General features: G+C 67.0%; 25 protein-coding genes. 7 read left to right on the top strand and 18 right to left on the bottom strand.

Annotated features, from left to right (window positions below; genetic code table 11):
- Position 1 precedes the first annotated feature (1 nt).
- The 8 genes from BW39_RS08195 to BW39_RS08160 all read right to left on the bottom strand — a co-directional run bounded on the left by BW39_RS08195 (position 2) and on the right by BW39_RS08160 (position 8,976).
- Positions 2-1,903, bottom strand: a complete 1,902-nt coding sequence (locus BW39_RS08195) for a LodA/GoxA family CTQ-dependent oxidase (RefSeq protein ID WP_043820973.1) — start codon at positions 1,901-1,903, stop codon at positions 2-4.
- Positions 1,904-2,082: 179 nt separating this feature from the next.
- A complete protein-coding gene (gene rng, locus BW39_RS08190; RefSeq protein ID WP_013802635.1) occupies positions 2,083-3,570 on the bottom strand; it encodes a ribonuclease G in 1,488 nt (495 codons plus the stop codon).
- 161 nt (positions 3,571-3,731) lie between these two features.
- Entirely contained in the window at positions 3,732-4,346 is a 615-nt protein-coding gene (locus tag BW39_RS08185) for a Maf family protein (protein ID WP_043820971.1), read from the bottom strand.
- Positions 4,347-4,473: 127 nt separating this feature from the next.
- A complete protein-coding gene (gene rlmH / locus BW39_RS08180) occupies positions 4,474-4,941 on the bottom strand; it encodes a 23S rRNA (pseudouridine(1915)-N(3))-methyltransferase RlmH (RefSeq protein ID WP_012205361.1) in 468 nt (155 codons plus the stop codon).
- 21 nt (positions 4,942-4,962) lie between these two features.
- Positions 4,963-5,748, bottom strand: coding sequence for a ribosome silencing factor (gene rsfS, locus BW39_RS08175; RefSeq protein ID WP_013802637.1), 786 nt, complete (start codon positions 5,746-5,748; stop codon positions 4,963-4,965).
- Positions 5,749-5,997: 249 nt separating this feature from the next.
- Positions 5,998-6,972, bottom strand: a complete 975-nt coding sequence (hemF, locus tag BW39_RS08170; RefSeq protein ID WP_052155290.1) for an oxygen-dependent coproporphyrinogen oxidase — start codon at positions 6,970-6,972, stop codon at positions 5,998-6,000.
- Positions 6,973-6,976: 4 nt separating this feature from the next.
- Complete coding sequence (purD, locus tag BW39_RS08165; RefSeq protein ID WP_012205358.1) at positions 6,977-8,260, bottom strand: phosphoribosylamine--glycine ligase; 1,284 nt, start codon at positions 8,258-8,260, stop codon at positions 6,977-6,979.
- Complete coding sequence (locus tag BW39_RS08160) at positions 8,257-8,976, bottom strand: YebC/PmpR family DNA-binding transcriptional regulator (RefSeq protein WP_012205357.1); 720 nt, start codon at positions 8,974-8,976, stop codon at positions 8,257-8,259. Before BW39_RS08160 ends, purD begins: the two co-directional genes overlap by 4 nt.
- A 78-nt stretch (positions 8,977-9,054) precedes the next feature.
- On the opposite strand from BW39_RS08160, the gene BW39_RS08155 reads away from it, so the two are divergent.
- From BW39_RS08155 to upp, 3 genes are all read left to right on the top strand, one after another.
- Positions 9,055-10,581 carry a helicase HerA-like domain-containing protein gene (locus BW39_RS08155; RefSeq protein ID WP_043820966.1) on the top strand — a complete coding sequence of 509 codons (1,527 nt, stop codon included), beginning with the start codon at positions 9,055-9,057 and terminating at the stop codon, positions 10,579-10,581.
- Between the two features lie 147 nt (positions 10,582-10,728).
- On the top strand, positions 10,729-11,706 hold the full coding sequence (locus BW39_RS08150; protein ID WP_043821144.1) for a threo-3-hydroxy-L-aspartate ammonia-lyase: 978 nt from the start codon (positions 10,729-10,731) through the stop codon (positions 11,704-11,706).
- A gap of 56 nt (positions 11,707-11,762) precedes the next feature.
- Complete coding sequence (gene upp / locus BW39_RS08145) at positions 11,763-12,392, top strand: uracil phosphoribosyltransferase (protein ID WP_012205354.1); 630 nt, start codon at positions 11,763-11,765, stop codon at positions 12,390-12,392.
- A 72-nt stretch (positions 12,393-12,464) separates the two neighbouring features.
- Here the strand turns inward: upp and BW39_RS08140 are convergent, their stop codons facing one another.
- Positions 12,465-13,166 (bottom strand): YebC/PmpR family DNA-binding transcriptional regulator, encoded by a 702-nt coding sequence (locus BW39_RS08140; protein ID WP_012205353.1) that lies wholly within the window; start codon positions 13,164-13,166, stop codon positions 12,465-12,467.
- A gap of 166 nt (positions 13,167-13,332) precedes the next feature.
- On the opposite strand from BW39_RS08140, the gene BW39_RS32275 reads away from it, so the two are divergent.
- Entirely contained in the window at positions 13,333-13,599 is a 267-nt protein-coding gene (locus BW39_RS32275; RefSeq protein WP_268749023.1) for a PQQ-dependent sugar dehydrogenase, read from the top strand.
- 20 nt (positions 13,600-13,619) lie between these two features.
- On the opposite strand, the gene BW39_RS08130 is transcribed toward BW39_RS32275, so the two are convergent.
- The 5 genes from BW39_RS08130 to BW39_RS08110 all read right to left on the bottom strand — a co-directional run bounded on the left by BW39_RS08130 (position 13,620) and on the right by BW39_RS08110 (position 18,697).
- Entirely contained in the window at positions 13,620-14,612 is a 993-nt protein-coding gene (locus BW39_RS08130) for a tripartite tricarboxylate transporter substrate binding protein (RefSeq protein WP_043820963.1), read from the bottom strand.
- Between the two features lie 62 nt (positions 14,613-14,674).
- Positions 14,675-15,520, bottom strand: a complete 846-nt coding sequence (locus tag BW39_RS08125) for an amidohydrolase family protein (RefSeq protein WP_043820961.1) — start codon at positions 15,518-15,520, stop codon at positions 14,675-14,677.
- Positions 15,520-16,683 (bottom strand): CoA transferase, encoded by a 1,164-nt coding sequence (locus BW39_RS08120; protein WP_043820960.1) that lies wholly within the window; start codon positions 16,681-16,683, stop codon positions 15,520-15,522. The genes BW39_RS08125 and BW39_RS08120 overlap by 1 nt, the downstream gene beginning before the upstream one ends.
- A gap of 58 nt (positions 16,684-16,741) precedes the next feature.
- Positions 16,742-17,746: a tripartite tricarboxylate transporter substrate binding protein gene (locus BW39_RS08115; protein WP_043820959.1), complete on the bottom strand. Its 1,005-nt coding sequence runs from the start codon at positions 17,744-17,746 to the stop codon at positions 16,742-16,744.
- 81 nt (positions 17,747-17,827) lie between these two features.
- Positions 17,828-18,697: an HpcH/HpaI aldolase/citrate lyase family protein gene (locus BW39_RS08110; protein ID WP_043820957.1), complete on the bottom strand. Its 870-nt coding sequence runs from the start codon at positions 18,695-18,697 to the stop codon at positions 17,828-17,830.
- Positions 18,698-18,772: 75 nt separating this feature from the next.
- Between BW39_RS08110 and BW39_RS08105 the strand changes: the two genes are divergently transcribed.
- Entirely contained in the window at positions 18,773-19,690 is a 918-nt protein-coding gene (locus tag BW39_RS08105) for a LysR family transcriptional regulator (RefSeq protein WP_013802646.1), read from the top strand.
- 9 nt (positions 19,691-19,699) lie between these two features.
- Here the strand turns inward: BW39_RS08105 and BW39_RS08100 are convergent, their stop codons facing one another.
- On the bottom strand, positions 19,700-20,608 hold the full coding sequence (locus tag BW39_RS08100; protein ID WP_193760945.1) for a LysR family transcriptional regulator: 909 nt from the start codon (positions 20,606-20,608) through the stop codon (positions 19,700-19,702).
- A 107-nt stretch (positions 20,609-20,715) separates the two neighbouring features.
- Between BW39_RS08100 and tam the strand changes: the two genes are divergently transcribed.
- On the top strand, positions 20,716-21,489 hold the full coding sequence (gene tam, locus BW39_RS08095) for a trans-aconitate 2-methyltransferase (RefSeq protein ID WP_200871504.1): 774 nt from the start codon (positions 20,716-20,718) through the stop codon (positions 21,487-21,489).
- Positions 21,490-21,508: 19 nt separating this feature from the next.
- Here tam and BW39_RS08090 read toward each other — a convergent pair whose 3' ends face one another.
- Positions 21,509-21,904, bottom strand: coding sequence for a VOC family protein (locus tag BW39_RS08090; RefSeq protein WP_043820953.1), 396 nt, complete (start codon positions 21,902-21,904; stop codon positions 21,509-21,511).
- A 148-nt stretch (positions 21,905-22,052) separates the two neighbouring features.
- On the opposite strand from BW39_RS08090, the gene BW39_RS08085 reads away from it, so the two are divergent.
- Positions 22,053-23,282, top strand: coding sequence for a nucleoside recognition domain-containing protein (locus BW39_RS08085; RefSeq protein WP_043820952.1), 1,230 nt, complete (start codon positions 22,053-22,055; stop codon positions 23,280-23,282).
- Between the two features lie 142 nt (positions 23,283-23,424).
- Here BW39_RS08085 and sbcB read toward each other — a convergent pair whose 3' ends face one another.
- Positions 23,425-24,864, bottom strand: coding sequence for an exodeoxyribonuclease I (gene sbcB, locus BW39_RS08080; RefSeq protein WP_043820950.1), 1,440 nt, complete (start codon positions 24,862-24,864; stop codon positions 23,425-23,427).
- 37 nt (positions 24,865-24,901) lie between these two features.
- Positions 24,902-26,356 (bottom strand): cardiolipin synthase, encoded by a 1,455-nt coding sequence (gene cls / locus BW39_RS08075; RefSeq protein WP_043820949.1) that lies wholly within the window; start codon positions 26,354-26,356, stop codon positions 24,902-24,904.
- Positions 26,357-26,382 lie beyond the last annotated feature (26 nt).

Genomic DNA, 26,382 nt, shown 5'->3' with positions numbered 1-26,382 from the left:
CTCAGCGCGGCAGCACCGGGCCGCGCTGCGTCATGGCGCGCAACTGCTGCTCGTTGTCTGCATCGAAGGGCTCGATGCGGGGAGGCGCCTCCTGCCCGTCCGGTTGCACCGCAGTCTTGAGCATGTGCAACGGCGCCGGGGCGATGCGGTTTTCCACCTGCATCACCGGCGGGAAGTCCTTGTCGCCCCGCACTCCGGGCCGACTCTCGATGACGCCCATGTCACCGAAGTGGCTGATCATGCGGTTGATCTCGCTCTCATAGCCTTCCTCACCCAGTGTGCGGAACCACGACTCGCGGCGGTTGAAGGCGGCAACGCGCTGCTCGCGCGGCAGTTCGGTGTCGATGACCCTTTCATAGGCCTCCTGCGTCAGCACCTGGTTGGGCACGCGGGCCGGCCAGAACGTGGGCAGGTAGGGGTCGTAGCGTGGGCCATAGCCGGCGTAATAGCCGCTGCGGCAGCTGGCGGTGTCGGTCTGCCAGGGGACCGCCATCCAGCGCGTGAGGTCGCCGGCCACCTGCGCATACAGCGGCCCGCTCTCGGACAGGGCCACCGCAGGCGTGAGCCGGGAGCCGTAGAGCTGCAGCTCGGGCGGGTTCACTGCCGCCTCGCGGATGCGGAACGGCGCCCGGTACATGCTGGCGTGCCGCATGGGCCAGGTGATCTCGCAGCCCGGGTGGAAGGCGTCGGCCAGGCAGTCGTCCATGGCGGCATGGTCGAGCATGGTCGGCTGCTCCTGCAGCGGCACGTCGGCGAGCTGGGCAGGGTACTGCTGGCCGGGTTTCAAGTCGGACAGGAAATGGCCACCGGCCCACAGGTCCAGCATCCTCAGCTGCGTGGCCGTCAGCGCCGCATGCTGGCGCGGTGTGTCGGCGGGCGGCACGGCCATGGCGTCGCCATACAGCCAGGGCCAGGGCTGGGGAGATGCGCCATCACGGTCAAAGCGCCGGAAGGCATTGGCCACCTGCTGGCGCAGCTCGGCCCAGGTCGTGCCCGGGCTGTTGAGCCTGGCGATCCACGCCTCGTCATCCGCACTGGCCGCCCCGCCCCAGCCGAACTGGGATGCAAAGCCCTTGTTCGCCCACTGCAGGCTGCTCTGGCGCTGGAGTATGGGCAGGATGTGCCGGCTGAAGGAGACGTGCAGCGGGAAGGCGGCCATGCCCGAGTGGATGTACACATCCTCCATCAGGTCCTTCATGGTGCGCACAGACTTCATCTGCGGGCCGTAGTTGGGCGGCGCAACCGTGACCCATGCCGCATCCACCGGCACGGAAACGCCGGCCACGACGACCTTGGCGCGCACGGGGCCGTCGGCCACATCGTCATGCCAGCCCTCGTTGTTCGCAAACGTGGTGGCCTTGGAGCCATCCACGGAGGCAGAGACGCCACGGCCTCCCAGCACGAGAAGCTGGCCCGTCTTTTCAATGCGCAATTCGCCCAGATAAACCGGCTTGCCGCAGAAACTGCCGCTGTCGAATGCCACCGGGGCCGAGCCTTTGGCAATGCGGCGGGCTCCCGGTCGAATGGCCAGGCTTTTCCGGTCCTTCACCGTGGCATTGCGCAAAATCGTGGGATCGGCCGTTGCGGCTTCAGGCACGTCCAGCGCCAATTGGAATTGATACCAGGCAGCCTTGGTATTGGCGAGTTCGACTTCCCATTCGATCTGGTCCTGGTCGGACGTGAGTTCACGCACCACCTCGCCCGCGGCGTTGTAGCCGTAGATGCGAAAGCGCGCCGCCTGCCGCTTGAGCGCGCCCTGCGCATCGCGCAGGCTGCCCGGCGCCATGGGCGGCACATGCATCAGCTCGGGGCCGACATAGTACTCATCCGGACTATTGCCAATACGCGCCACACCAATTCCCGGGTGTATGCCTGCACGCACAATGGTGGAGTCGATTCCCATTCGTCGCCCTTTCAGTTGCTGAGGCACTGATTGCAACAAACAGTATCAAAAAAGCCGAGACAAAGTTAATTATCGGGAATCAACAATCCATAGCAACGCAAGAATGAGTTCAATTGAAACCACTCATTCGCCAATAGATGCACTGCTATTGATAATGAATTAGCAGGATAAATATCAATTCACAGCAGCACGATGTCGTATTGCTCCTGTGCCATGGCTGTCTCGGCCTGCAGCGAGATGGGCTTCTTGATGAAGTCGGACAGGCCTGCCAGGTGCTGGCTTTCCTCGTCCAGGAACATCTCCACCACCTTGGGCGAAGCCACGATGCGGAACTCGCGCGGGTTGAACTGGCGCGCCTCGCGCAAGATTTCGCGCAGCACCTCGTAGCAGACGCTGCGCACGGTCTTCACATGGCCCTTGCCCTGGCAGACCGGGCAGGATTCGCACAGCATGTGGGCCAGCGATTCGCGCGTGCGCTTGCGCGTCATCTCCACCAGGCCCAACTGCGAGAAACCGCCCGCCATGGTCTTGACGCGGTCGCGCCCGAGCTGGCGCTTGAATTCGGACAGCACCTCGGCCTGGTGGTCGTCGCGCACCATGTCGATGAAGTCCACGATGATGATGCCGCCCAGGTTGCGCAGGCGCAGCTGGCGCGCGATCTGCTGGGCCGCTTCCAGGTTGGTCTTGAAGATGGTGTCGTCGAAGTTGCGCGCCCCCACGTAGCCGCCGGTGTTGACGTCCACCGTGGTCAGCGCCTCGGTCTGGTCCACGATCAGGTAGCCGCCGGACTTGAGGTCCACGCGGCGGCCCAGCGCGCGGGCGATTTCCTCGTCGATGGCGAAGAGGTCGAAGATGGGCCGCTCGCCGCGGTAGTGCTGCAGCTTGGGAACGGCCGCCGGCATGTACTCCTGGCCGAAGGTCATGAGCAGGGCGAACTGCTCCTTGGAGTCGATGCGGATGCTCTGCGTGCCCTCGCCCACCAGATCGCGCAGCACGCGCTGCAGCAGGTTCAGGTCCTGGTGCAGCAGCGACATGGGCGGCAGGCGCACCGAGGCGTCCTTGATGCGGCTCCAGGTCTTGCGCAGGTAGCGGATGTCGTCGGCCAGCTCGGCGTCGCTGGAGTCCTCGCCATTGGTGCGCAGGATGAAGCCGCCGCCCCCGCCGGTTTCCTTGGTGCCCACCAGGCCCTGCAGGCGGGCGCGCAGCGCGTCGCGCTCGCCCTGCGGGATTTTCTGCGAGATGCCGATATGGTCATCCTGGGGCAGCAGCACCAGCAATCGCCCCGCAATGCTGATCTGCGTGGACAGGCGCGCACCCTTGGTGCCGATCGGGTCCTTGATGACCTGCACCATGATGGTCTGGCCTTCGAAAACCTGCTTTTCGATGGGCACGACAGGCATGTCCTTGCGCGCGAACATGGGGGCCTCGCCCCCTTCCTGCCGCTGCCAGACATCGGCCACATGCAGGAAGGCTGCGCGCTCCAGGCCGATGTCGATGAAGGCCGACTGCATGCCCGGCAGCACGCGCGAGACCTTGCCCAGATAGACGTTGCCGACCAGGCCGCGCTCCAGCGGGCGCTCCATGTGCAGCTCCTGGACGGCGCCGTTCTCGATGATGGCCACGCGCGTTTCCTGTGGCGACCAATTGATCAGAATGTCTTGCTGCATGCTGTGCCTGTGGTGTGCTTTGTCGTTTGTATTTCTCGGCCATGGCGGCCCGGCAATCATTGCACCGGTGGCCGCTTGCCACTATCTTGCCGCGCCATCCGCTGCCATCGGCGGTCTGCGCATGCCTGCACGCCCCTGCGGGCCTAGGTCGGGGAGCCGGCCTACAGTGCCCAGCCCAGCTCGCGCAGCAGCGCCGCCGTCTCGAACAGCGGCAGGCCCATGATGCCCGAGTAGCTGCCGTGCAGCCACTGCACATGGGCCGCCGCGCGGCCCTGTATGCCATAGGCGCCGGCCTTGCCCATGGGCTCGCCCGAGGCCACATACGCGTCGATCTGCTGCGCGCTCATGGCCGAGAAGCAGACCTGGGACACCGACAGCGCAGCCAGGCGCCGCGTGCCGTGCTGTATGGCGACGGCGGTCAGCACCTCGTGCTCGCGGCCCGCAAGCGCGGTCAGCATGCGACGGGCATCGTCGGCATCGGCAGGCTTGCCAAGAATGCGGCCATCCAGCGCCACCGTGGTGTCCGAGCACAGCACGGGCGCCACAGCCAGGGCGCGGCGCGCATGGCGGGCCATGGCGGCATCGAGCTTGAGCGCGGTGACGCGCTGCACATAGTCGCGCGCTGCCTCATCGGCCAGTTCGGCCTCTATGGCCTCGGCATCTTCGGCAATGTCGCCCTCGGCGTTGGGCAGCAAAAGCTCATGGGCCACACCCAGCTGCTCCAGCAGCTGGCGGCGGCGGGGGCTCTGGGAGGCAAGGTAGATGAATGGCGGCATGATAAGAATGAGAAATGCCTTCAGCCCTTTGTTGCAAAGCGCTGAAGGCTATCAAAATCATAGTATCACGAGATCCTCGGATCCGCGTGACAGGGCCGCTGGCAGAGCCTGGGAGCCGGGACAGGCCCTATTCCCGGTGGTAGGGATGGCCGGCGTTGACCGACCAGGCACGGTACAGCTGCTCAATGAGCAGCACCCGCACCATGGCATGCGGCAGGGTCAGGTCCGACAGGCGGATGCGCTCGTGCGCAGCCTGCCTGAAGGCGGGGTCCAGTCCGTCCGGGCCGCCGATGATCAGGGCCACGTCGTCGCCCTCCAGCTGCCAGCCCTGCAGGCGCTGGGCCAGGGCCTTGGTCGTCAGATTGGTGCCGCGCTCATCGAGCACGACGATGCGCGTGCCACGCGGAATGGCGGCCTCGATGCGCTTGCGCTCGGCCGCGTACAGGGTCTCTACCGTCTTGGAGCCGCGCGGCTCGGTCTTGACGGCCTTGAGCTCCACTTTGAGCTCCGGGGGAAAGCGCTTGGCATAGTCGTCGTAGGCCGTCTGTGCCCAGTCGGGCACATGCTGGCCCACGGCCACGATCAACAGCTTCATGCAGCGTCAGTCCCGAACCGTTCAGGCCTTCGCGCGGGGAGCGCGCTTGGCGGCCGGCTTGGCAGCGGCACCTGCCTTGGGCTTGGCGGGAGCACGGTTGACCACCACGGTCTTGATGGCCTTGGGCGCTGCCGTCTTGCGGGCCGGCGCCTTGGCGGCGGCAGACTTCACGGCGGCGGACTTGGGAGCGGCCGACTTTGCAGCAGCCGTACGGGATGCGGCCGGCTTGGCAGCTGCGGAACGGGGTGCAGCGGCCTTGGCTGGAGCTGCCTTCTTGGCAGCGGGCTTCTTGCCTGCGGCGGGTGCGGCGGCAGAAGCGGCCTTCTTGGCAGCAGGCTTGGCGGCCGTTGCAGCAGCCTTCTTGGAAGCGGCCTTCTTGGCCTTTTCCTCGGCCTTGTCGGTGGCGGCCGAGCGCGTGGGCTTGGGAGCACCCAGCTTCAGGCGCACAGGCGTCTCGCCCCAGATCTCTTCCAGCCGGTAGTACTGGCGGATGGCTGGCTGCATCACATGGACCACGGCCTGGCCGCAGTCCACGATGATCCACTCGCCGTTTTCTTCGCCTTCCTGGCGTGGCACGGGAAAACCGGCCTGCTTGACGGCGTCGCGCACGCTGGATGCCAGCGCCTTGGTCTGGCGGTTGGAGGTGCCCGCAGCCACGATCACGCGCTCGAACAGCGGCGAGAGCTTTTCGGTATTGAAGACCTGGATGTCTTGGGCCTTGACGTTTTCGAGGCCGTCAACAATGGCGCGTTGCAGCTTGGTCACGTCGCGCTTGGCTGCGGAATCCGATTTGGTGGAAGTGGTCATCAGGCGGTGATCAGTGGAATAGAAATGGGATCAATATAGCGCGAGCGCCGTGCGGCCCGTAGAGGGCTTGGCTGTAGCGGCGCTCCAAAATGCATGGAGTTCGCCCACAGATCGCCGGAAGATTTCGCGCCGAAGAAAGTGGAGAACGCAGCCAACGCTGCGCCTCAAGCTATTGAAATTATAGTTTTGCCGCCTATTCCCTTGCACGCGCGGATTTCGCCACGCGGCCGGAGATGGCGGCAATGGAACTCAAAGCCAGTCGCGGCGCACCAGGAATTGCTCCAGCAGCGCGCGCTCGGGCGTGCCGGGCGCGTCCTCGCGCTGGTAGCTCCAGCTCGCATGCGGGGGCATGGACAGCAAGATGGATTCCGTGCGCCCGCCGGACTGCAGGCCGAAGTGCGTGCCCCGGTCCCAGACCAGGTTGAACTCCACGTAGCGGCCGCGGCGGTAGCGCTGGAAATCGACCTGCTGCTGCCCGTAGTCCATGGCCTGGCGGCGCTCGACGATGGGCAGGTAGGACTCCAGAAAGGAATCTCCCACCGAACGCAGCATGTCGAAGCTGCGCGCCTGGCCCAGCTCAGAGAAGTCGTCGAAGAAGATGCCGCCGATGCCGCGCTGCTCGTTGCGGTGCTTCAGGCAGAAGTACTCGTCGCACCAGGTCTTGAAGCGCGGGTAGAGCGTGTCGCCAAAAGGCGCCAGCGCATCGCGGCAGACGCGGTGAAAGTGCTGTGCATCTTCCTCGAAGCCGTAGACCGGTGTCAGGTCCATGCCGCCGCCGAACCAGCAGGTGGGCTCGTTGCCCGGATGCCCTGCCGCACCTGAGTCGGCCGCACCTGAGCCAGCCGCAATCATTCGCACATTCATGTGTACCGTAGGCACAAAAGGATTGCGCGGATGGAAGACCAGGGACACGCCCATGGCCTCGAACGGCGCACCCGCCAGTTCAGGCCGGTGCTGCGTGGCCGAGGGCGGCAGCTGCGGCCCGCGCACATGCGAGAAGCCGCAGCCCGCGCGCTCGAACACGCGGCCGCCCTCCATGATGCGGGTGATGCCATCGCCCTGCAGGCGCTCGCCGGGGCCCTTGCTCCAGGCGTCGGATAGAAAGCGTGCACCGCCCTCGCCTTCCACCTGCTCCAGCGCCTGCGTGATGCGGGCCTGCAGGCCCGTCAGGTACTCGCGCACCTGCGCCACGGGCAGCGCCTGCCCGGTCGATTGCTCTGCCATGGACTCAGTTCTTCACAGCACGGAAGCCGATGTCGCGGCGGTACTGGGCACCATCGAAATGGATGCCACGCGCCACGTCATAGACTTTTTGCTGGGCCTGCTTGACGCTGTCGGCCAGCACGGTGACGCACAGCACGCGGCCACCGCTGGTGACGGGCACGCCGTCCTTGAGCTGGGTGCCGGCATGGAAGACCATGGCATCGGCGGCGTCCTGCGGCAGCCCGCTGATGGCATCGCCCTTGCGCGGGTCCTCGGGGTAGCCGGCCGCAGCCATAACCACGCCCAGCGCCGTGCGGCGGTCCCATTGCAGCTCGACCTGGTCGAGCTTGGCATCGGTGGCCGCCAGCATGACGTCCACCAGATCGCTCTTGAGGCGCATCATGATGGGCTGGGTCTCGGGGTCGCCCATGCGGCAGTTGAACTCCAGCGTCTTGGGATGGCCGGACGCGTCGATCATCAGGCCCGCATAAAGGAAGCCGGTGTAGGGAATGCCGTCCTTTTCCATGCCGCGGATGGTCGGCAGGATGATCTCGCGCATGGCGCGGGCATGCACGTCGGCCGTGACCACGGGCGCGGGCGAGTAGGCGCCCATGCCGCCCGTGTTCGGGCCCTGGTCGCCGTCCTTCAGGCGCTTGTGGTCCTGGCTGGTTGCCAGGGCCAGGACGTTCTTGCCGTCGCACAGCACGATGAAGCTGGCTTCCTCGCCGGCGAGGAATTCCTCGATCACCACGCGGGCGCCGCCGTCGTTGTGGGCCACGCCGTACTTGTTGTCCACGAGCATGAAGTCCACGGCGTCGTGGGCTTCCTGCAGCGTTGTCGCAACGACCACGCCCTTGCCTGCGGCCAGGCCGTCGGCCTTGACCACGATGGGCGCACCCAGGCGGTCCACGTAGGCATGGGCCGCCACCGGGTCGGTGAAGGTTTCATAGAGCGCCGTGGGGATGCCGTGGCGCGCCATGAAGTCCTTGGAGAAGGCCTTGGAGCTTTCCAGCTGGGCGGCCGCCTTGGAGGGGCCGAAGATGCGCAGGCCGTGGGCGCGGAACTCATCGACCACGCCGGCAGCCAGCGGAGCCTCGGGGCCGACCACGGTCAGCGCGACCTTCTCGGCCTGCGCCCACTCGCGCAGCGCCTGCGGGTCGGTGATGTTGAGGTTCTCCACCTTGCCGCCGGCCAGGCCCGTGCCACCGTTGCCGGGGGCCACATAGACCTTGGTCGATTTCGGCGATTCAGCCAGTTTCCACGCCAGGGCGTGCTCGCGGCCTCCGCCACCAATCACAAGAATTTTCATAGTTCAGCGTTGTGGTAGACGTCCTGTACGTCATCCAGGTCTTCGATCATGTCCAGCAGCTTTTGCATGCGGGCTGCGTCATCGCCTTGCAGGGCGATGGTGTTTTCCGGGCGCATGGTGACTTCAGCCACCTCCGGCGTCAGGCCCTTGGCCTGCAGCGCGTCGCGCACGGTTTCGAACTCTGCGGGTGCGGTCAGCACCTCGATGGCTCCCTCGTCATCGGTGATCACGTCCTCGGCGCCGGCCTCCAGAGCCACTTCCATGATCTGGTCCTCGTCGCTTCCGGGAGCGAAGATCAGTTGTCCGACATGCTTGAACTGGAAGGACACGGAACCTTCCGTGCCCATGTTGCCACCGTACTTGCTGAAGGCGTGACGCACATCCGCCACAGTGCGCACGCGATTGTCGGTCATGGTGTCCACGATGATGGCCGCGCCGCCAATGCCATAGCCTTCGTAGCGGATTTCCTCGTAGGTCACGCCTTCGAGGTTGCCCGTGGCCTTGTCGATGTTGCGCTTGATGTTGTCGGCCGGCATGTTGGCCGCCTTGGCCTTTTCCACCGCGAGGCGCAGGCGCGGGTTGGCGCTGAGATCGCCCCCTCCCGTGCGTGCCGCCACCATGATTTCACGGATGATGCGGGTCCAGACCTTGCCGCGCTTTTCGTCCTGGCGGCCTTTGCGGTGCTGGATATTGGCCCATTTACTGTGTCCTGCCACAGGCTGTCCTTTGATATTGATTTAACCTTGCGGCTGGGATTTTACTTTTGACCGCATGCTCCCCCGAGGAAACCCGAAATGGCCGCTCCACTTCTGATCGCCCGCCACTCTGCCACAGAATGCCTGCTGCTGCCCGCACTGGCCAATCGACATGGCCTGATCACAGGCGCCACCGGCACCGGCAAGACCGTGACGCTGCAGAAAATGGCCGAGGGATTCTCCGAGATCGGCGTGCCGGTGTTCATGGCCGACATCAAGGGAGACCTGTCCGGCATCAGCCAGGCTGGCAGCACGGGAGCCAAGATGGCGGCCTCCCTGCAGGAGCGCGGCATCGAGATTCCCCAGGCCCTGGCCTGCCCCACCACGCTGTGGGACGTGTTCGGCGAGCTGGGCCACCCGGTGCGGGCCACGGTCTCGGACATGGGTCCGCTGCTGATCGGCCGCATGCTGGCCCTCAACGACACGCAGATGGGCGTGCTCAACCTGGTCTTCAAGATTGCCGACGACAACGGCCTGCTGCTGCTGGACCTCAAGGACCTGCGTGCCATGCTCCAGCATGTGGGCGACAACGCCAAGCAGTTCACCACCGAGTACGGCAACATCAGCGCGGCCAGCGTGGGTGCCATACAGCGCGGGCTGGTCGCCATCGAGTCCCAGGGCGGTGACAAGTTCTTTGGCGAGCCCATGCTCGACATCAACGACCTGATGCAGACCGATGCCGGCGGCAAGGGCGTGGTCAACATCCTGGCCGCCGAGAAGCTGATGAATTCGCCGCGCCTGTACTCCACCTTCCTGCTGTGGATGCTGTCCGAGCTGTTCGAGCGCCTGCCCGAGATCGGCGACCCCGACAAGCCCAAGCTGGTCTTCTTCTTCGACGAGGCCCACCTGCTGTTCAACGACGCGCCCAAGGTGCTGCTCGAACGCATCGAACTGGTGGTGCGCCTGGTGCGCTCCAAGGGCGTGGGCGTGTATTTCGTCACGCAAAACCCAATGGACGTGCCCGACACCGTGCTGGCCCAGCTGGGCAACCGCGTGCAGCATGCGCTGCGCGCCTTCACGCCGCGCGACCAGAAGGCCGTCAAGGCCACGGCCACCACCATGCGGCCCAAGCCCGGCCTGGATATCGAGGCCGCCATCACCGAGCTGGCCGTGGGCGAGGCCCTGGTGAGCTTCCTCGACGACAAGGGACGCCCCGGCATCACCGAGCGTGCCTACGTGATCCCGCCCGGCAGCCAGATCGGCCCCATCAACGAGGAGCAGCGCAAGACCCTGCTGGCACAGTCGCTGGTGGCCGGCGTCTATGAAAAGGCGGTGGACCGCGAATCGGCCTACGAGGTGCTGCGCGGCCGCACGGCAGCGACCGGCGACGGCACAGCGCCAACCGGCACGGGCCCGGCCGGTGCCACGCCCGCAGCAAGCGAAGGTGGCGCCATGATGGACGGACTCAAGGACCTGCTGTTCGGCACCACGGGCCCGCGCGGCGGCAAGCACGACGGCCTGGTGCAGACCATGGCCAAGTCCACCATGCGCACCATGGGCAATTCGCTGGGCAAGGAGATCCTGCGCGGCGTGCTCGGCGGCATCCTGGGCAACAAGAAGCGCTGAAGCACTGGCGCACCGGCACTGCGCCGCATCAAACACCATAGCACCCAGCCGTTGCCATGCAACGGCTGGCGCATTTCAGGGCTCTGAAAGCCCGCGCATGCGGCTATGATCGAAAGCGCCTCCATCCACTTTGCGGAACCGCACGCCATGACGACGAACAGCCCTCCCTCGCTGCCCACCTATGACGATGTCGCCGCCGCCGCTCGCCGGCTGGAAGGCGTGGCCCACCGCACACCCATACTGCGCAGCCGCACCGCCGACGAGCTGCTGGGCGCCCAGCTGTTCTTCAAGTGCGAGAACCTGCAGCGCACGGGCGCCTTCAAGATACGCGGCGCCTACAACGCGCTGTCGCAGTTCACGCCCGAGCAGCGCAAGCGCGGCGCACTGGCCTTCTCCTCGGGCAACCATGCCCAGGCCGTGGCCCTGGCCGCGCAGATGCTGGACATGCCCGCGCTCATCGTCATGCCCGAGGATGCCCCCGCCTCCAAGATGGCAGCCACGCGCTCCTACGGCGCCCAGGTGGTGACCTATGACCGCTTCACCGAGGACCGCGAGGCCATCTCCCGCCGTCTGGCCGACGAGCGCGGCATGACGCTGATCCCGCCGTTCAACCACCGCGACGTGATCGCCGGCCAGGGCACGGCAGCCAAGGAACTGTTCGAAGACGTGCCCGACCTGGACTACCTGTTCGTCTGCCTGGGCGGCGGCGGACTGCTGTCCGGCAGCCTGCTGGCGGCCAGGCAACTGGCGCCGCGCTGCAAGGTCTACGGCGTCGAGCCCCAGGCCGGCGACGATGCCCGCCAGTCGCTGCGCGCAGGCCAGATCGTGCAGATCCCCACGCCCCACACCATTGCCGACGGTGCCCAGACCCAGTCCATCGGCGATATCACATTCGCCATCATCCGCGAGCATGTGGAAGATATCCTGGCCGTGGCGGACGAGCATCTGGTGCAGGCCATGCGCTTTTACGCGGAACGCAAGAAAATCGTGGTCGAACCCACGGGAGCGCTCTCGCTGGCGGGCGCCCTGCATGGCGGGGTTGCGCTGTCGGGCGCGCGCGTGGGCATTCTGATCAGCGGCGGCAATGTGGACCTGGCGCGCTACGCACGCTTTCTGCACGACTGAACCGCCCCCTGGCGCCGGCCGCAAATGCCGGCGCCCCTTTTTTCCAGAAGAAAACCATGAGTACTCTGCACCTGATCGACCACCCGCTGGTCCAACACAAGCTCACGCTGATGCGCCGCAAGGAAGCCAGCACCAACAGCTTTCGCCGCATGCTGGGCGAGCTGTCCACGCTGATGGCCTACGAGATCACGCGCGACATGCCGCTGCAGGACATCGAGATCGAAACCCCGCTGGAGACCATGACCGGCAAGGTCATCGACGGCAAGAAGCTGGTGCTGGTGTCCATCCTGCGCGCCGGCAACGGTTTCCTCGACGGCATGCTCAACGTCGTGCCCGGCGCGCGCATCGGCCACATCGGCCTGTACCGCGATCCCGAGACGCTGCAGCCCGTCGAGTACTACTTCAAGATGCCCTCCGAGATGGAAGAGCGCGACGTGCTGGTCGTCGATCCCATGCTGGCCACGGGCAACTCGGCCGCCGCCGCCGTGGCGCGCCTGAAGCAGCTGAACCCGAAGTCCATCAAGTTCATGTGCCTGCTGGCTGCGCCCGAGGGCGTGGCCACCATGCAAAAGGCCCATCCCGACGTGGACATCTACACGGCCGCCGTGGACCGCCAGTTGGACGCGCACGGCTACATCCTGCCGGGCCTGGGCGACGCGGGCGACCGCATCTTCGGCACCAAGTAGGCCTGGTGCACGCACCCGCAAAAAAGCCGCACATCGTGCGGCTTTTTTGCTGGGGAGCGGGGGGCAGCGGGATCAATCCACCAGCCCCGCATAGACGTGCTGCACGTCGTCATCGTTCTCGATGCCGGCCAGGAAGTCCTGCACTTCCTCCTGCTGCTCGGCCGACAGGCTGGCCATGCTGACCGGCGTCTTGGCCTTGTAGCCCAGCTTGGCCGACAGCACCTTGAAGCCCTGGGCCGGCAGCGCCTTGCTCACGGTATCCAGGTCCGTCGGGTCGGTGATGAACAGCGTCGTGCCCTCTTCCTCGCCGGGCTCGAAGTCCTGTGCGCCGGCCTCGATGGCGGCCAGCTCGGCATCGGCACCGCCTTCGGGCTCGCCCTCGATCATGCCCACATGGTCGAAGTCCCAGGCCACGGCCGTCATCTGGCCCTTGCGGAAGCACACGCGCATGTTGGGCGCCGTGCGGTTCACGTTGTCGGTCAGGCACTCGATCATCACGGGCACGCGGTTGGGGCCGTAGCCTTCATAGACCACGCGTTCGTAATTGACGGCATCGGCACCCACGCCCGAGCCCTTCTTGATCGCACGCTCGAGCGTGTCCTTGGGCATGGAGGCCTTGCGGGCGGCTTCCACGGCCATGCGCAGGCGCGAGTTGCCTGCCGGATCGGCGCCGGCGCGCGCCGCGACGATGATTTCCTTGGCCAGCTTGCCAAACAGCTTTCCCTTGGCATCGGCGACCAGCGCCTTGCCCTTTGCTTTCCATTGCGCGCCCATGGCTGCTTTTCCCTTGCGGATTCTCTGGTGGGTAGGAGGCGCCGCCGACCGCCCCACGCAGGGACCCGGCCCGGCGCCGAAAGAGCGCTGTTTATACACCCGCGCAAGTGGCTGCGCGGGCTTTTTGCACAGTGGTTGACAGGGCGCCGCTGGCTCTGGCCGCGTCGTGCATGATGTTTGCCAGATCAAAGCCGCCCGACTGCACTGCAGCGCAGTCGGCCGGGCCGCATGCGCATCGTGCACGGTGACGGGCGCCTCGCGCCGGCACTGGCTGGCCTGCCCCCTGTGGACCGGCAAGGTGACCGCCCGCGAGCAGGTGCTGACGCGCCTGGGCCAGCGCGTGCGTGATGTCCGCCAGGGACAGGACGGCTGGCTTTACCTGCTGACGGATGCCCAGGACGGGCAGTTGCTGCGCGTCACCGCCACGCCCTGAGCCCCGTCACGCGCGGCGGCTCACTGCACGGTGATGCCGTTGGCCTTGACCACGGCATCCCAGCGCTTGCGCTCGGCCGCCACGAAGCCCGTGAAGGCGGTGGAGGAACTGCCCACCGGCGTCAGGCCCAGCTTTTCAAGGCTGGCACGCGTGGCCGGCAAGGCCAGGGCCTTTTGCACCAGGTCCTGCAGCTTCTGCACCGTCTCGGGCGCAGCGCCTGCGGGCAGGAAAAAGCCGTTCCACTCCGTGACCTCGAAGCCCTTGATGCCGCTTTCCGCCACCGTGGGCACGTCGGGCAGGTCGGGCATGCGCTTGGCCGAGGACACGGCCAGCGCCTTGAGCTTGCCGCCCTTGACGTAATTGATGCTGGAGGCCGCGTTGGCAAAGTACACATCGACCTGGCCGCCCATGACATCGACGATGGCGGGCGCCCCGCCCTTGTAGGGAACGTGGACGGCATCGAACTTGGCGTCTGCCTTGAGCAGTTCCGTCGCCATCTGGGCCAGGCTGCCCGGACCGTAGGAGGCATAGGTGAGCCTGCCGGGCTTTTGCCGCGCGGCATTCATGAAGTCGGCCAGGCTGTTGTAGGGAGAGGACGGTGCGGCCACGAGGATGTTGGGCACACTGATGGCCTGGGACACGGCAATGAAATCCTTGGCCGGGTCATAGGGCAGCTTGCGCAACGCGGGGTTGATGGCGAAGGACGATGCGTCATACAGCACCGTATAGCCATCGGCCTTGGCGCGCGCCACGAGGGCGGCACCAATGGCGCCGCTGGCGCCGGCCTTGTTGTCCACCACCACGGTCTGGCCCGAGACCTCGCCCAGCGCCTTGGCGATGATGCGCGCCGCATTGTCCGCACCGCCGCCGGCCGAGAACGGCACGACGACCGTGATGGCCTGCGCGGCCGGATAGTCGGCCGCATGCAGCGTGCCCTGGAACAGGCCCAGCCCCGCCCCAATACCCAAGGCCAGCACCGTCATGGCGGGCCGCAGTGTCTTGATCTTCTTCACGTTTCTGTCTCCTGTTGCTCAATGGTGAAAACCTGGCTGCGAGGCTTGCGTGCCCCGCGCCCTCAATCGAATCCGTACAGCTCGGCGGCGTTGTCCACCAGCACGCGGGCGCGCAGCGCCGCATCGGGAATCCAGCGTGACAACAGCGCCAGCAGCATGGGGGTCTGCGGCGGATGGGCAGCTTCGGTGACATGGGGCCAGTCGCTGCCCCAGACCAGGCGCTGCGGGGCCTCGGCCACCCAGGCCTGCGCCAGCGCGTCGCAGTCGGCATAGCCTGCGGCCAGGCCCGCCCGGCTGTTCAGATACGGGCCCGAGAGCTTGACCCAGGCCCTGCCCTGCTGCACCAGCCCGCGGACCACGCTGAAGGCGGGCTCGTGCACGCCAGCGCCGTCAGCACTGTCAGCGAGCCGCGCCATGTGGTCGAACACCAGGGTGCACGGCAGCCTGTGCAGCAACGCCGCATGGGCCTCGATCTGGCTGGCCAGCCAGTGCAGCTGCACATGCCAGCCCAGCGCGGCAATGCGCTCGGCCAACGGCTCCAGCATGTCCAGCCGCACGGCTGCATCGTGCTCGGTGTGCAGCGAAAAGCGGATGCCGCGAATGCCGCCGTCATGCAGCGCCTGCAACTGTGCGTCGGTGATCTCGGGGTGCACTACGGCAATGCCGCGCGTGCTTGCAGCGCCCAGCGACTGGATGGCGTTCAGCGTGACCCGGTTGTCCGTGCCATGCGCACGCGGCTGGACGATGACGGCCCGCTCCAGCCCCATGCCGCCGCGCAGCTGCGCATAGTCGGCAGCCGTGGCATGGGCACCAAAACGCGTATCAAAGCGCGTATCAGAACGCGTACCAAAGCGCGGATCGAAGACATGCAGATGGGCGTCGCAGGCGCCTGCAGGCAGTGCGTGCATCAGCGGCTCTCTTGCGCAGCGGCCTTCAGCGCCTCGGTATGCTGGCCCAGCGTGGGCGCGGCAAAGGCCGGTGGGCCGGGCGTGCGGTCGAATTCGACGGCGCCGGCAAAGCCCCGGTAGCTGCCCAGGGTCGGGTGCTCGAAGCGGGTGACCATGCCCTCGGCCTGCACCTGCGGGTCGTCGAACATGTCTTCCACCGTGCGGGCCGCCGCGCAGGGCACTTCCTCGCCAAACAAGGCCTCCCATTCCAGCGCGCTGCGCCCCGCCAGCGCCCGGCGCAGCAGGGGCACCAGCACGTCGCGGTGCTGGGCGCGCTTGCGCACGGAGTCGTAGCGCTCGTCGCTGGCCACCTCGGGCAGATCCAGCTTGCGGCACAGCGCCGCCCAGAAATGCGCGGTGTTGGCCGAAATGTAGAGATATCCTTCGCGCGTCGGGTGGATGCCCGTGATGCCGCCCGAGCGCATGTCGCGCCCCACCTCGCGCGGCTCGCCCTCGGCCCAGACCATGCGTGCGGACTGCATGGTCAGCGCCGCGCGCAGCAGGGACACGCCCACATGCTGGCCCAGCCCGCTTTTCTCGCGCTCGTACAGCGCCGACGACACACCACCCGCCACCAGGGCCGAGGCGTAGTAGTCCACCACGGAGCCGTAGAGAATCTCGGGCGGCCCGCCTGCCTTGCCCTGCATGGCGCACATGCCGGTCATGGTCTGCAGCACCTGGTCGTAGCCCGCCTTGGCCTTGAGCGGCCCGCGGCTGCCATAGCCGGTGACGCTGCAATAGATGAGGCGTGGGTTGATGGCGGCCAGTTGCGCAAAACCGATGCCCAGCCGCTCGGGCACGCCGGGGCGGAAGTTGTGGACCAGCACATCGGCCTCGCGCACCAGGCGCAGCAGCACGGCATGGTCGGCCTCATCCTTCAGGTCCAGTACCATGCCCCACTTGCTGCGGTTCACGCCCAGGAAGGCGCGGCTTTCCGCTTCCAGCGTGGAGGGGTACTTGCGCAGGTTGTCGCCCACGGGCGGCTCGACCTTGATCACCTCGGCGCCCTGGTCCGCCAGCAGCGAGCAGCCATAAGGCCCCGCGATATAGGCGCTCAGATCCAGCACGCGCACACCGCTGAGCGGGCCTTTCGGTCCCTGGCGTTCACCGGGCACAAAACTCATTCGTTTCTCCTGATAGGGAAGCGGGAAGGCCTGGGGCGCCTCCCGCCAGCGGCCGGGTTCAATCGGCCTGGATATTGCGGTCCTTGGCGAGCTGCTTCCAGCGCGCCACGTCGCTGCGAATCACCTGTGCGAACTGCTGCGGCGTCACGGGGTTGGCAATGGCGCCTTCGCGCAGGAAGCTGGCCTGGATGGTCGGCTTGGCCAGCACCTGGTTCACGGCCTGGTTGAGGCGGTCCACGATGTCGGTGGGCGTGCCCGCAGGCGCCAGCAGCCCCCACCACAGATCGAACTCATAGCCCGGGATGGCCGTTGCCATGGGCGTCAGGTCCGGCGCAATGGGGCTGGGCTTGAGGCTGGTGATGCCGATGGCGCGCAGCTTGCCGTTGCGCACCATGGGCAGGATGGACGGGCCGCTGGAGACCAGCATCTGCACCTGGTTGCCGATCACGTCGGTCACGGCCGGACCCTGTCCCTTGTAGGGCACATGCATGATGTCCATGCCCGGCACCATGGAGCGCATCATCTCGGTCGCGAAGTGGTTGATGCTGCCGGTGCCCGAGGTGGCGTAGTTGAACTGGCCCGGGCTGGCCTTGATGGCGCGCACCAGATCCTGCGGCGTCCTGGCGGGGAATTCGTTGTTCACGGCCACCACCAGCGGGCCCTTGGCAAACATGGCCACGGGCGCCAGGTCCTTGACGGGGTCGAAGGGCATCTTGGCCTGTACCGCAGCATTCGTGGTCATGCTGGACGAGACCGCCACCAGCGTGTAGCCGTCTGCCGTCGCCTTGGCCACCGAGGCCGTGCCGGTGTTGCCGCTGGCGCCGGGCCGGTTGTCCACGATCACGGTCTGCTTGAGCAGATCGCCCATTTCCTTGGCGACCTGGCGTGCGAACACATCGTTGGAGCCACCGGGCGGATAGGGAACCACCATGGTGATCGCCTTGGACGGGAAGGCGCCCTGCGCCATCAATCCCGGCGAAGCCAGCCCGGCCAGCGTGGCCACCGTTGTGGTGGCGGCCAGCGCCACCAGCCTGCGCCGCGCGCGGCAATGGGAAATGCTCATGTCTTTGTCTCCTGTACTGTTTCTTGTCATGGGGATGCCCGGCATGCGGGATGCCGGGGCACCGGATTGCCGGCCGCCCGTTCAGGCCGCCAGCAGCCCCTGTGCGTGCGCCGCAGCCACGATGGCCTGGGCACGCAGCACAAAGGGCTTGTCCACCATCTTTCCGTCCACCACATAGGCGCCCAGGGCGTTGGCATCTGCCTGGCGGGCCGCCTCCACCACCTTCAGGGCGTGCCCGATTTCCTGCTCGGTCGGCTGGTAGACCGCATTGGCCAGGGCGATCTGGCTGGGGTGTATGCAGGTCTTGCCCAGAAAGCCCAGGCCGCGCGACAGGCGGGCCTCGGCGCTGAAGCCCTCGCTGTCGCGGATGTCGGCAAAGGCGCCGTCGTAGGCGTAGACGCCGGCCTCGGCGGCGGCCATGCGCACGGCAAACAGCGCCTGGGCAATGGCGGCGGGCTCGCGCCGGTTCACGCCAAAGGGCTCGAACAGATCGCCAAGCCCCATCTGCAGGCCTGCCACGCTGGCATGGGCGCTGGCCAGCTCGACAGCGCAGCGCAGGGCGCGGGGTGTTTCTATGTTGAGCAGCAGGCCAGGCGCCTGGGCCACTCCATTGGCATCTGCCGCCTCGGCAATGCGCTGTGCGGCCTCGCGCACCTGCTGCACGGTCTCGGGCTTGGGCAGGTTGATGAGGTGCACGCCGTCGCGCACCATCTCGGCGATGTCGGCGCCGAAATGCGGCGTATCCATGGCGTTGACGCGCACGATCAGCGTCTTGCCATGGCCACGGCTTTCAGGGCTGAGCAGGAAGCTGCGCAGCAGGCCGCGCGCCTCGTCCTTGCGGGCCTCGGCCACCGCGTCCTCCAGGTCGAAGGACAGTGCGTCGGCGTCGCCGGCCAGGGCCTTGGCGAACAGCTCGGGACGCGATGCGGGAACAAACAGTTTGCTTCTCATGCACCGCATTGTGGGCGGCAGAAAGCCAAGAGAAACACAGGTAATATTTGTTCAAACCACACAAATTTTTTGTTTATGGAAACCAGCTACCTGCACAGCTTCCTGCTCGTGGTCGAGACGGGCTCCATGGCCGAGGCCGCGCGGCGCCTGAACATCACGGCCGCCGCCGTGGCCCAGCAGATCCGCATCCTGGAGCGCGAGTTCGACGCCCCCCTGCTGGCCCGCGCAGGCCGCACCGTGCTGCCCACGCCAGCCGGCCACCGGCTGTCGCAATCGGCCCCGCTGCTGCTGCGCGAACTGGCCAACGCCAAGACCCATGTCAACCATGAGGGCGCCGACGGCGAGCTGGTGATAGGCACCATCAACACGGCCCTGCACAGCCTGCTGCCCGACATCCTGGCGGGCTTTGTGAAGAAGTGCCCGCAGACCAAGGTGTTCCTGCGCTCGGCCACCACGCGCGAGCTGTACCAGGCCGTGCAGCAGGGCGAGCTGGATGCCGCCGTCTGCCTGCACCCCTCCTTCGCCCTGGCCAAGACCTTCGACTGGACACTGCTGCGCGAGGAGCCGCTGGTGCTGCTGGTGCCGCACCAGCTGGCGCACCTGGACCCGCACACGCTGCTGCGCACCCAGCCGCTGATCCGCTATGACCGCAGCCTGGGCGGCGGGCAAATGGTGGAGCGCTACCTGCGCGCCGCGCAGATCGCGCCGCAGGAACGCTTTGAACTGAGCTCGCTGGTGGCCATTGCCATGATGGTGGAGCGCGGCCTGGGCGTTTCGCTGGTGCCCGACACGGCACTAAACCTGCCCGATGGCCAGGGCGTGGTGCGCCTGGCCCTGCCCGAGGAATCGCAGTCGCGGCGCTTTGGCGTGATGTGGCTGCGCTCGTCGGCACGGCTGCCGCTGATCCACAGGCTGGTGGACTGCGCACGCACCGTGGTCAAGCAGCGCGGCGGCCCGCGCGCTGCTGCACGCGCAGCAACCAGGACGCCGTAGCCCGCACCTTCAGGACTCTGCCACGGCCGCCGTGGCAACCAGGTCCTGGAACCTGCGCAGCACGGCCGACGCATCGCCCACGCGCGTGGCCAGATGCAGGGGAGCGGCCAACCCGGGGCACTGGGACAGCGCACGGTAGACAATGCCGTCGCTGCGCAGGCGCTGCATGGAGGCCGGCACGATGGACAGCCCCAGCCCTGCCGAGACCAGGCTCAGCGTGGCCGTCATGCGCGGCGCCTCCTGCACCACGCGCGGGCTGAAACCCGCCTCCAGGCAGGCCTTGAGAATGGCGTCGTACAGGCCCTGCCCTACCCTGCGCCGGTACAGCACGAAATCCTCCGAGGCGAGCTGCGGCAAAGGCACGGGCCGGCGCAATGGGCGTGCCAGCGCATGCCCTGCCGGCAGGGCCAGCAGCATGGGCTCCTCCAGAATCGGCACGGCCTGCAGCCCCTGGCTGCCATGCAGGGGCGAGCGCACAAAGGCCGCGTCCAGCCGCTCGTGCAGCAATGCATCCATGAGTTCACCCGTGCCCGCCTCCTCCAGCGCCACGGCCACGCCGGGCACCTGCTGGCGGAACATGCGCAGCACGCCGGGCACGAAGGGATGCAGCGCGGCCGAACTGGTGAAGCCCACGGCCAGCCGGCCCGTCTCACCCCGGGCGGCGCGGCGCACCACCTCGGCCAGCACGTCACAGCGCTCCAGCAGCGCCTTGGACTCTTCCAGCAGCGCCAGCCCCGCCGCCGTGGGCCGCACGCCGCGCGGCAGGCGCTGCACCAGCTCCACGCCCAATTCGTGTTCCAGGCCCTGCAGCAATCGCGTCAGCGGCGGCTGCTGCATGCCCAGGCGCTCGGCCGCACGCGTGATGTGGCCTTCCTCGGCGATGGCGACAAAGGCGCGCAGTTGGCGAAGCTCGGGCACATCAATACTTTCAAGGTATGGGAAGACTTCAATTGTGGCATTTGCAATCATGGATGGACGGATTTACGCTCGCGCCCCACAAACACACCTACCTGAAAGGCAACACGATGACCTGGTCCGCAAAGCAGTACACAACGTTCGAGCAGGAACGCACGCGCCCCGTGCGCGACCTGGTGGCCGCCATTCCCGATCTGCCTGGCCGCGCCGTGCGGCTGGCCGTGGACCTGGGCTGCGGCCCCGGCAACTCCACCGAGGTCCTGGCCCAGCGCTTCCCCGAGGCCACCGTGACGGGACTGGACAACTCCGAGGACATGCTGGATGCCGCACGCAAGCGGCTGCCGGGCACGGCCTTCTCCCTGGCCGACATCGCCACCTGGCAGCCCGACCAGCCGCAGGACGTGATCCTGGCCAATGCCTCGCTGCAGTGGCTGCCCGACCACCAGCAGCTTTACCCGCGCCTCGTCAGCCACCTGGCACCCGGTGGCAGCATGGCCGTGCAGACGCCGGACAACCTGGAAGAACCGGCCCACCGGCTGGCGCGCGAAGTGGCCGCCAGCGGCCCCTGGGCCGCCACGATTGGCGATGTGCGCCACCCCGCACGTCACAGCGCGGACTTCTACTACGCCCTGCTTCGCCCGCACTGCAGCAACGTCGATGTCTGGCGCACCACCTACTTCCACCCGCTGGCGGGTGGCCATGCTGCGGTGGTTGAGTGGTTCAAGGGTTCGGCGCTGCGTCCCTTCGTCGCGCCGCTGGACGAGGAGCAAAAGGCCGGCTTCTACGCAGCGTATCTGCAGGCCATCTCCCAGGCCTACCCCGCGCTGGACGATGGCACGGTGCTGCTGCCTTTCCCCAGGCTGTTCATCGTGGCCAGCCGCTGAAGCAGCGCGCCTTCGGCCCTCAACGCGCCGGCTGCGGCTCGATGAGATCCCACAGATTGCCGTAGAGGTCTTCGAACACGGCCACGGTGCCGTGGGGCTTGCGCTGGGGGTCCTGCACAAAGCGCACGCCGCGCGAGCGGTAGGCCTCGAAGTCGCGCAGGCAGTCGTCGGTCTGCAGGAACAGGAACACACGCCCGCCGGTCTGGTTGCCCACGCGCGCGGCCTGCTCCTCATTCGTGGCGCGGGCCAGCAGCAGGCGCACACCGCCGCCACCGGGGGCCACGGTGACCCAGCGCTTGCCCTCGGACAGGGCGGTGTCCTCGATCAGCACGAAGCCCAGCGCGCCCACATAAAAGCGCAGCGCCTCGTCATAGTCGCGCACGGCGACGCTCACCTGTCCTATCACCTGGGGCATGGAATCCTTTGCAGCAATGGTGCGGTCCTCGGACCACGGGGCCGCGAGGATAACGGAGCCCTGTCAATGCCCTGCCGCCCTGGCCCGTAAGCCCTGCGGCTGGCCCCACAATGGCGGCTTGCAATTGCCTCGTGAGGGACGGGAATCCATGCTGAATGCCTTGTGGCTGGGCTTTTTTCTGGTGGCGGCCGTGGCTGCGCTGGCGCAATGGCTGGTCGGCGGCCAGGCCGGGATTTTCTCGGCCATGGTGCAGGCGCTGTTTGCCATGGCCAGGCTGTCGGTCGAGGTCATGGTGCTGCTGTTCGGCACGCTGACGCTGTGGCTGGGCTTTCTGCGCATCGCAGAGAAGGCCGGCGTGGTGGAGTGGCTGGCGCGCGTGCTGGGCCCATTGTTCGCCAGGCTCATGCCCGAGGTGCCGCGCGGCCATCCGGCCCTGGGCCTGATCACGCTGAACTTCGCGGCCAACGGGCTGGGACTGGACAACGCGGCCACGCCCATAGGCCTGAAGGCCATGCGCTCGCTGCAGGAGCTCAATCCCCGGCCCGACACCGCCACCAATGCGCAGATCCTGTTCCTGGTGCTCAATGCGTCGTCGCTGACCTTGCTGCCCGTGACCATCTTCATGTACCGCATGCAGCAGGGTGCGCCCGATCCCACCCTGGTCTTTCTGCCGATCTTGCTGGCCACCTCGGCCTCGACCCTGGTCGGCCTGCTGGCCGTGGCCGCCGTGCAGCGGCTGCCGCTGTGGAGCCCCGTGGTGCTGGGCTACCTGCTGCCGCTGGGCCTGGCGCTGGCGGGCTTCATGGCCTTTCTGGCCACGCTGTCGGCGGCCGCGCTGGCGCAGCTGTCATCGCTGCTGGGCAACCTGACGCTGTTTGCCCTGATCGTGCTGTTCGTCACCCTGGGCGCCTGGCGCAAGGTCGCGGTCTACGACAGCTTCATCGAAGGCGCCAAGGAAGGCTTTGACGTGGCCAAGGGCCTGCTGCCCTACCTGGTGGCCATGCTCTGCGCCGTGGGCGTGTTCCGCGCATCGGGCGCGCTGGAGTATGCGTTGTCGGGCATACGCTGGGTGGTCGATGCCCTGGGCATGGACGCCCGCTTCGTGGACGCCCTGCCCACGGCCCTGGTCAAACCCTTCTCGGGCAGCGCGGCGCGCGCCATGCTGATCGAAACCATGCAGACCCAAGGCGTGGACAGCTTCGCCGCCCTGGTGGCCGCCACCATCCAGGGCAGCACCGAAACCACCTTCTACGTCCTGGCCGTCTACTTCGGCGCCGTGGGCATACAGCGCGCCCGTCACGCCGTGCCCTGTGCCCTCATCGCCGAACTGGCCGGCGTGGTAGCGGCCATCGTGGTCTGCTACAAGTTCTTTGGCTGAAGGCACAAATGGGCGCTGCGCCTAAAGCCGATGCGGCCCAAGGCGAGGAACACCGAGCAAGGGCCTACACCACCCGCCCCGCCTCGCCCCGCCGCGAGGGTGTCGCACCTCTCGGGAGAGGCCGCGCAGCGGCTCAGGGGGACTAAAGTTCCGGCATGATCGCCTCGGCATAGTCATACAGCGCCCCCAGGATTTCCTCGCCGCGCTCGTCGGCAGTTTCCGATAGCTGGTCCACCATGGCAAACATCTGCTCGGCCGTGCGTGCGCCGCCCTTGCCTTCGATCAGGCAGGCCGCGCAGTGCTGCAGCCAGCGCTGGCGCTCGGCCGGGTTCAGGCTGGCGGGGAAGTTGCGGGCGCGGTAGCGGAACAGCAGTTCGGTCAGGCGGGCATCGTCGAATCCCGTGCGGTCCAGCGCCAGCTCCTGCGCGGACAGGCTGCGCAGGTGGTTCAGGCGTCGCCGGTCTTCATTGCCCACAAAGCCGCCGTACAGGTCCTGGTCGGCATCCAGCCCTTCCTGCGCAGGGCGCTGGTGAACGGCACGCCACAGCGCGCTCATGTCGGGCAGGTCACGTGCAATGGCCGCATGGCCCATGCACTGCTCCACATCGATGCCCCATTGCGCGGCCATGGCCGGGCTCAGCGTCTTGAGGCTGCCGACCACCATGGGCGACTTGTTGACGTGGATGCTCTTGATGGGCAGGCGCTGCATGCCTTCGGGCAGGTCGGCCGCGCGCGAGAACAGGCGCAGGCGCAGCGTGTCCACGTCGATGGAGGCCAGCTCGGACGGGTCCTGCGCCAGATCCCAGCAGATGATCTCGTTCTTGTTGGTGGGGTGCGTGGCCAGCGGCCACATGACGGCGATGCAGCCGCGCTCGGGCCGGATCATGCCGCTGACGTGCAGGAAAGGCCTGGCATGCGCCGGCTCGGCCGGCAGGCCCATTTCCTGCAGCACGCGGTCCTTCTTGTGCAGCGAGAAGGCGAAGTCGAACAATCTGGGCTGGACCTTGCGGATCAGCCGGGCCAGCCCGATGGTGGCACGCACGTCGGACAGCGCATCGTGCGCCTTCTCGTGCAGCAGGCCGTTGGCGCGGGCCAGATCCTCGAGCTTGAAGCTCGGAGATCCATCCTCCTTTTTCGGCCAGGCAATGCCTTCGGGACGCAGCGCATAGACCATGCGCACCACGTCGAGCAGGTCCCAGCGCCCGCAGCCGTTTTGCCATTCGCGCGCGTAGGGGTCGATGAGGTTGCGCCAGAACATGAAGCGCGTGATCTCGTCGTCAAAACGGATGGTGTTGTAGCCCACGCCCACGGTGCCTGCCTGGGCCAGTTCTGCCTCGATGCGGGCGGCGAACTGGGCCTCGGGCATGCCCTGCTCCAGGCATTGCTGGGGGGTGATGCCGGTGATCAGGCAGGACTGCGGATCGGGCAGGTAGTCGCCTGCCGGCTGGCAGTACCACATGACGGGCTCGCCGATTTCATTGAGTTCCGCATCGGTGCGGATGCCCGCGAATTGCGCGGGCCGGTCATAGCGCGGCTGGGCGCCGAAGGTCTCGTAGTCGTGCCAGAAGAAGGTATGGGCCATCGGGCGAGTATGCCTGCGAAAAACGGGCCACCGGCCCTCACAGCAGGGGCGAACACAGCCGCGCGCCCGAGTCGAACAGGCGCAGCGCAAAGCCCAGGTCACGCTTGAAATGCACGCGCTGGGCCTGCTCCAGATCGGCCTCGAACTGCTTGGCCAGATCGCCGTTGAGCGCAGGCCCGTAGGCGATGGCGCAGACCTCGTAGTTCAGGAAGAAGCTGCGGTAGTCGAAGTTGGCCGTGCCGATGATGGCGATGTTGTCGTCCACCACCAGGGTCTTGGAGTGCAGCATGCGCGCCTTGTACTCGTAGACACGCACGCCGCAGCGGATCAGCTCGTCGTAGTAGGAGCGCGCGGCCGCCGTGACCAGGGCCGAGTCCGAACGGCGCGGCACCAGCAGCTGCACATCGACACCGCGCAGCGAGGCATTGGTGAGCGCTGCCAGCGCGGCCTCCGTCGGCACGAAATACGGCGTGGTCAGCCAGACACGTTCCTCGGCCGCGTTGATGGCCGCAAGATGGGCGCGGTAGATGGCCTGCAGGCCGTTGTCGGGGCCCGAGGTGATGATCTGCACGGGCAGCGGGCCCTCGGGCGCGTCCGGCAGCAGCAGGTCGATGTCGGCGGGCTCGTTCTTGGGGTCCTTTTCCAGCGCATAGGCCCAGTCTTCGAGGAACACGGTCTGCAGCCAGTTGACGATGGCGCCCTCCAGGCGCAGGTGCACGTCGTGGTAGGCATCGGACATGACACGCGCGTTCTCTTCATCGGTCACGTTGACGCCGCCCGTGAAGCCCACCTTGCCGTCGCACACCAGGATCTTGCGGTGGGTACGGAAGTTGATGACCGGGCGCAGCCGCCGGCCGATCTTGGTGCCATGGAACAGCGCGACCTCGGCACCCGCGTCCTCCAGCGGCTGCAGAAAGCGCCGTCCCAGCTTCTTGGAACCCAGGGCATCCACCAGCAGGCGCACCTGTATGCCTGCGCGGGCCCGCTGTATCAGCAGGTCGCGCAGGGCCGTGCCGGTCTGGTCCGGCTCGAAGATGTAGTACTCCAGGTGGATGTGGTGGCGCGCCGCATTCACCGCCTCGATGATGGCGTCGAAGGTGGCAGCGCCGCCCACCAGCAGCCGCAGGTCGGCGGCCGTGCTGACGGGAAAGTCGCTGGTGGCCGCCACCAGCCGCGCGACCTGGTGCAGGCGCTCCGAGCTGCCCGGCATGCGCTCGCGCAGGCGCTGCACGCCTGTTCGCACACGCGATGTCTTGCGCGCACGCAGCCGCTTGATGCGCTGGCGCTTGAGCCGCTGCGGGCCGAAGAAGTAGTAAATGGCCAACCCGCCCACGGGAATCGCCGCCATGGACAGAAGCCAGCTCAGCGTGGCCACGGGCGCACTGCGCTGCAGAAGGATCCACACCGCGACGATCACCACATAGACCGACCAGGTCACCGACAGCAGCAGCAGCGCATTCTCATGGGTCAGGTACTGACGAAGCCACTCCACAAAGACTCCTTCGGGCGGATCAAAGA

The organism is Delftia sp. RIT313 (assembly GCF_000632165.1).
Classification (GTDB): domain Bacteria; phylum Pseudomonadota; class Gammaproteobacteria; order Burkholderiales; family Burkholderiaceae_C; genus Comamonas; species Comamonas acidovorans.
Note: the sequence above shows the minus strand (reverse complement) of the source record. Positions and strands in the feature narration are given on the sequence as shown.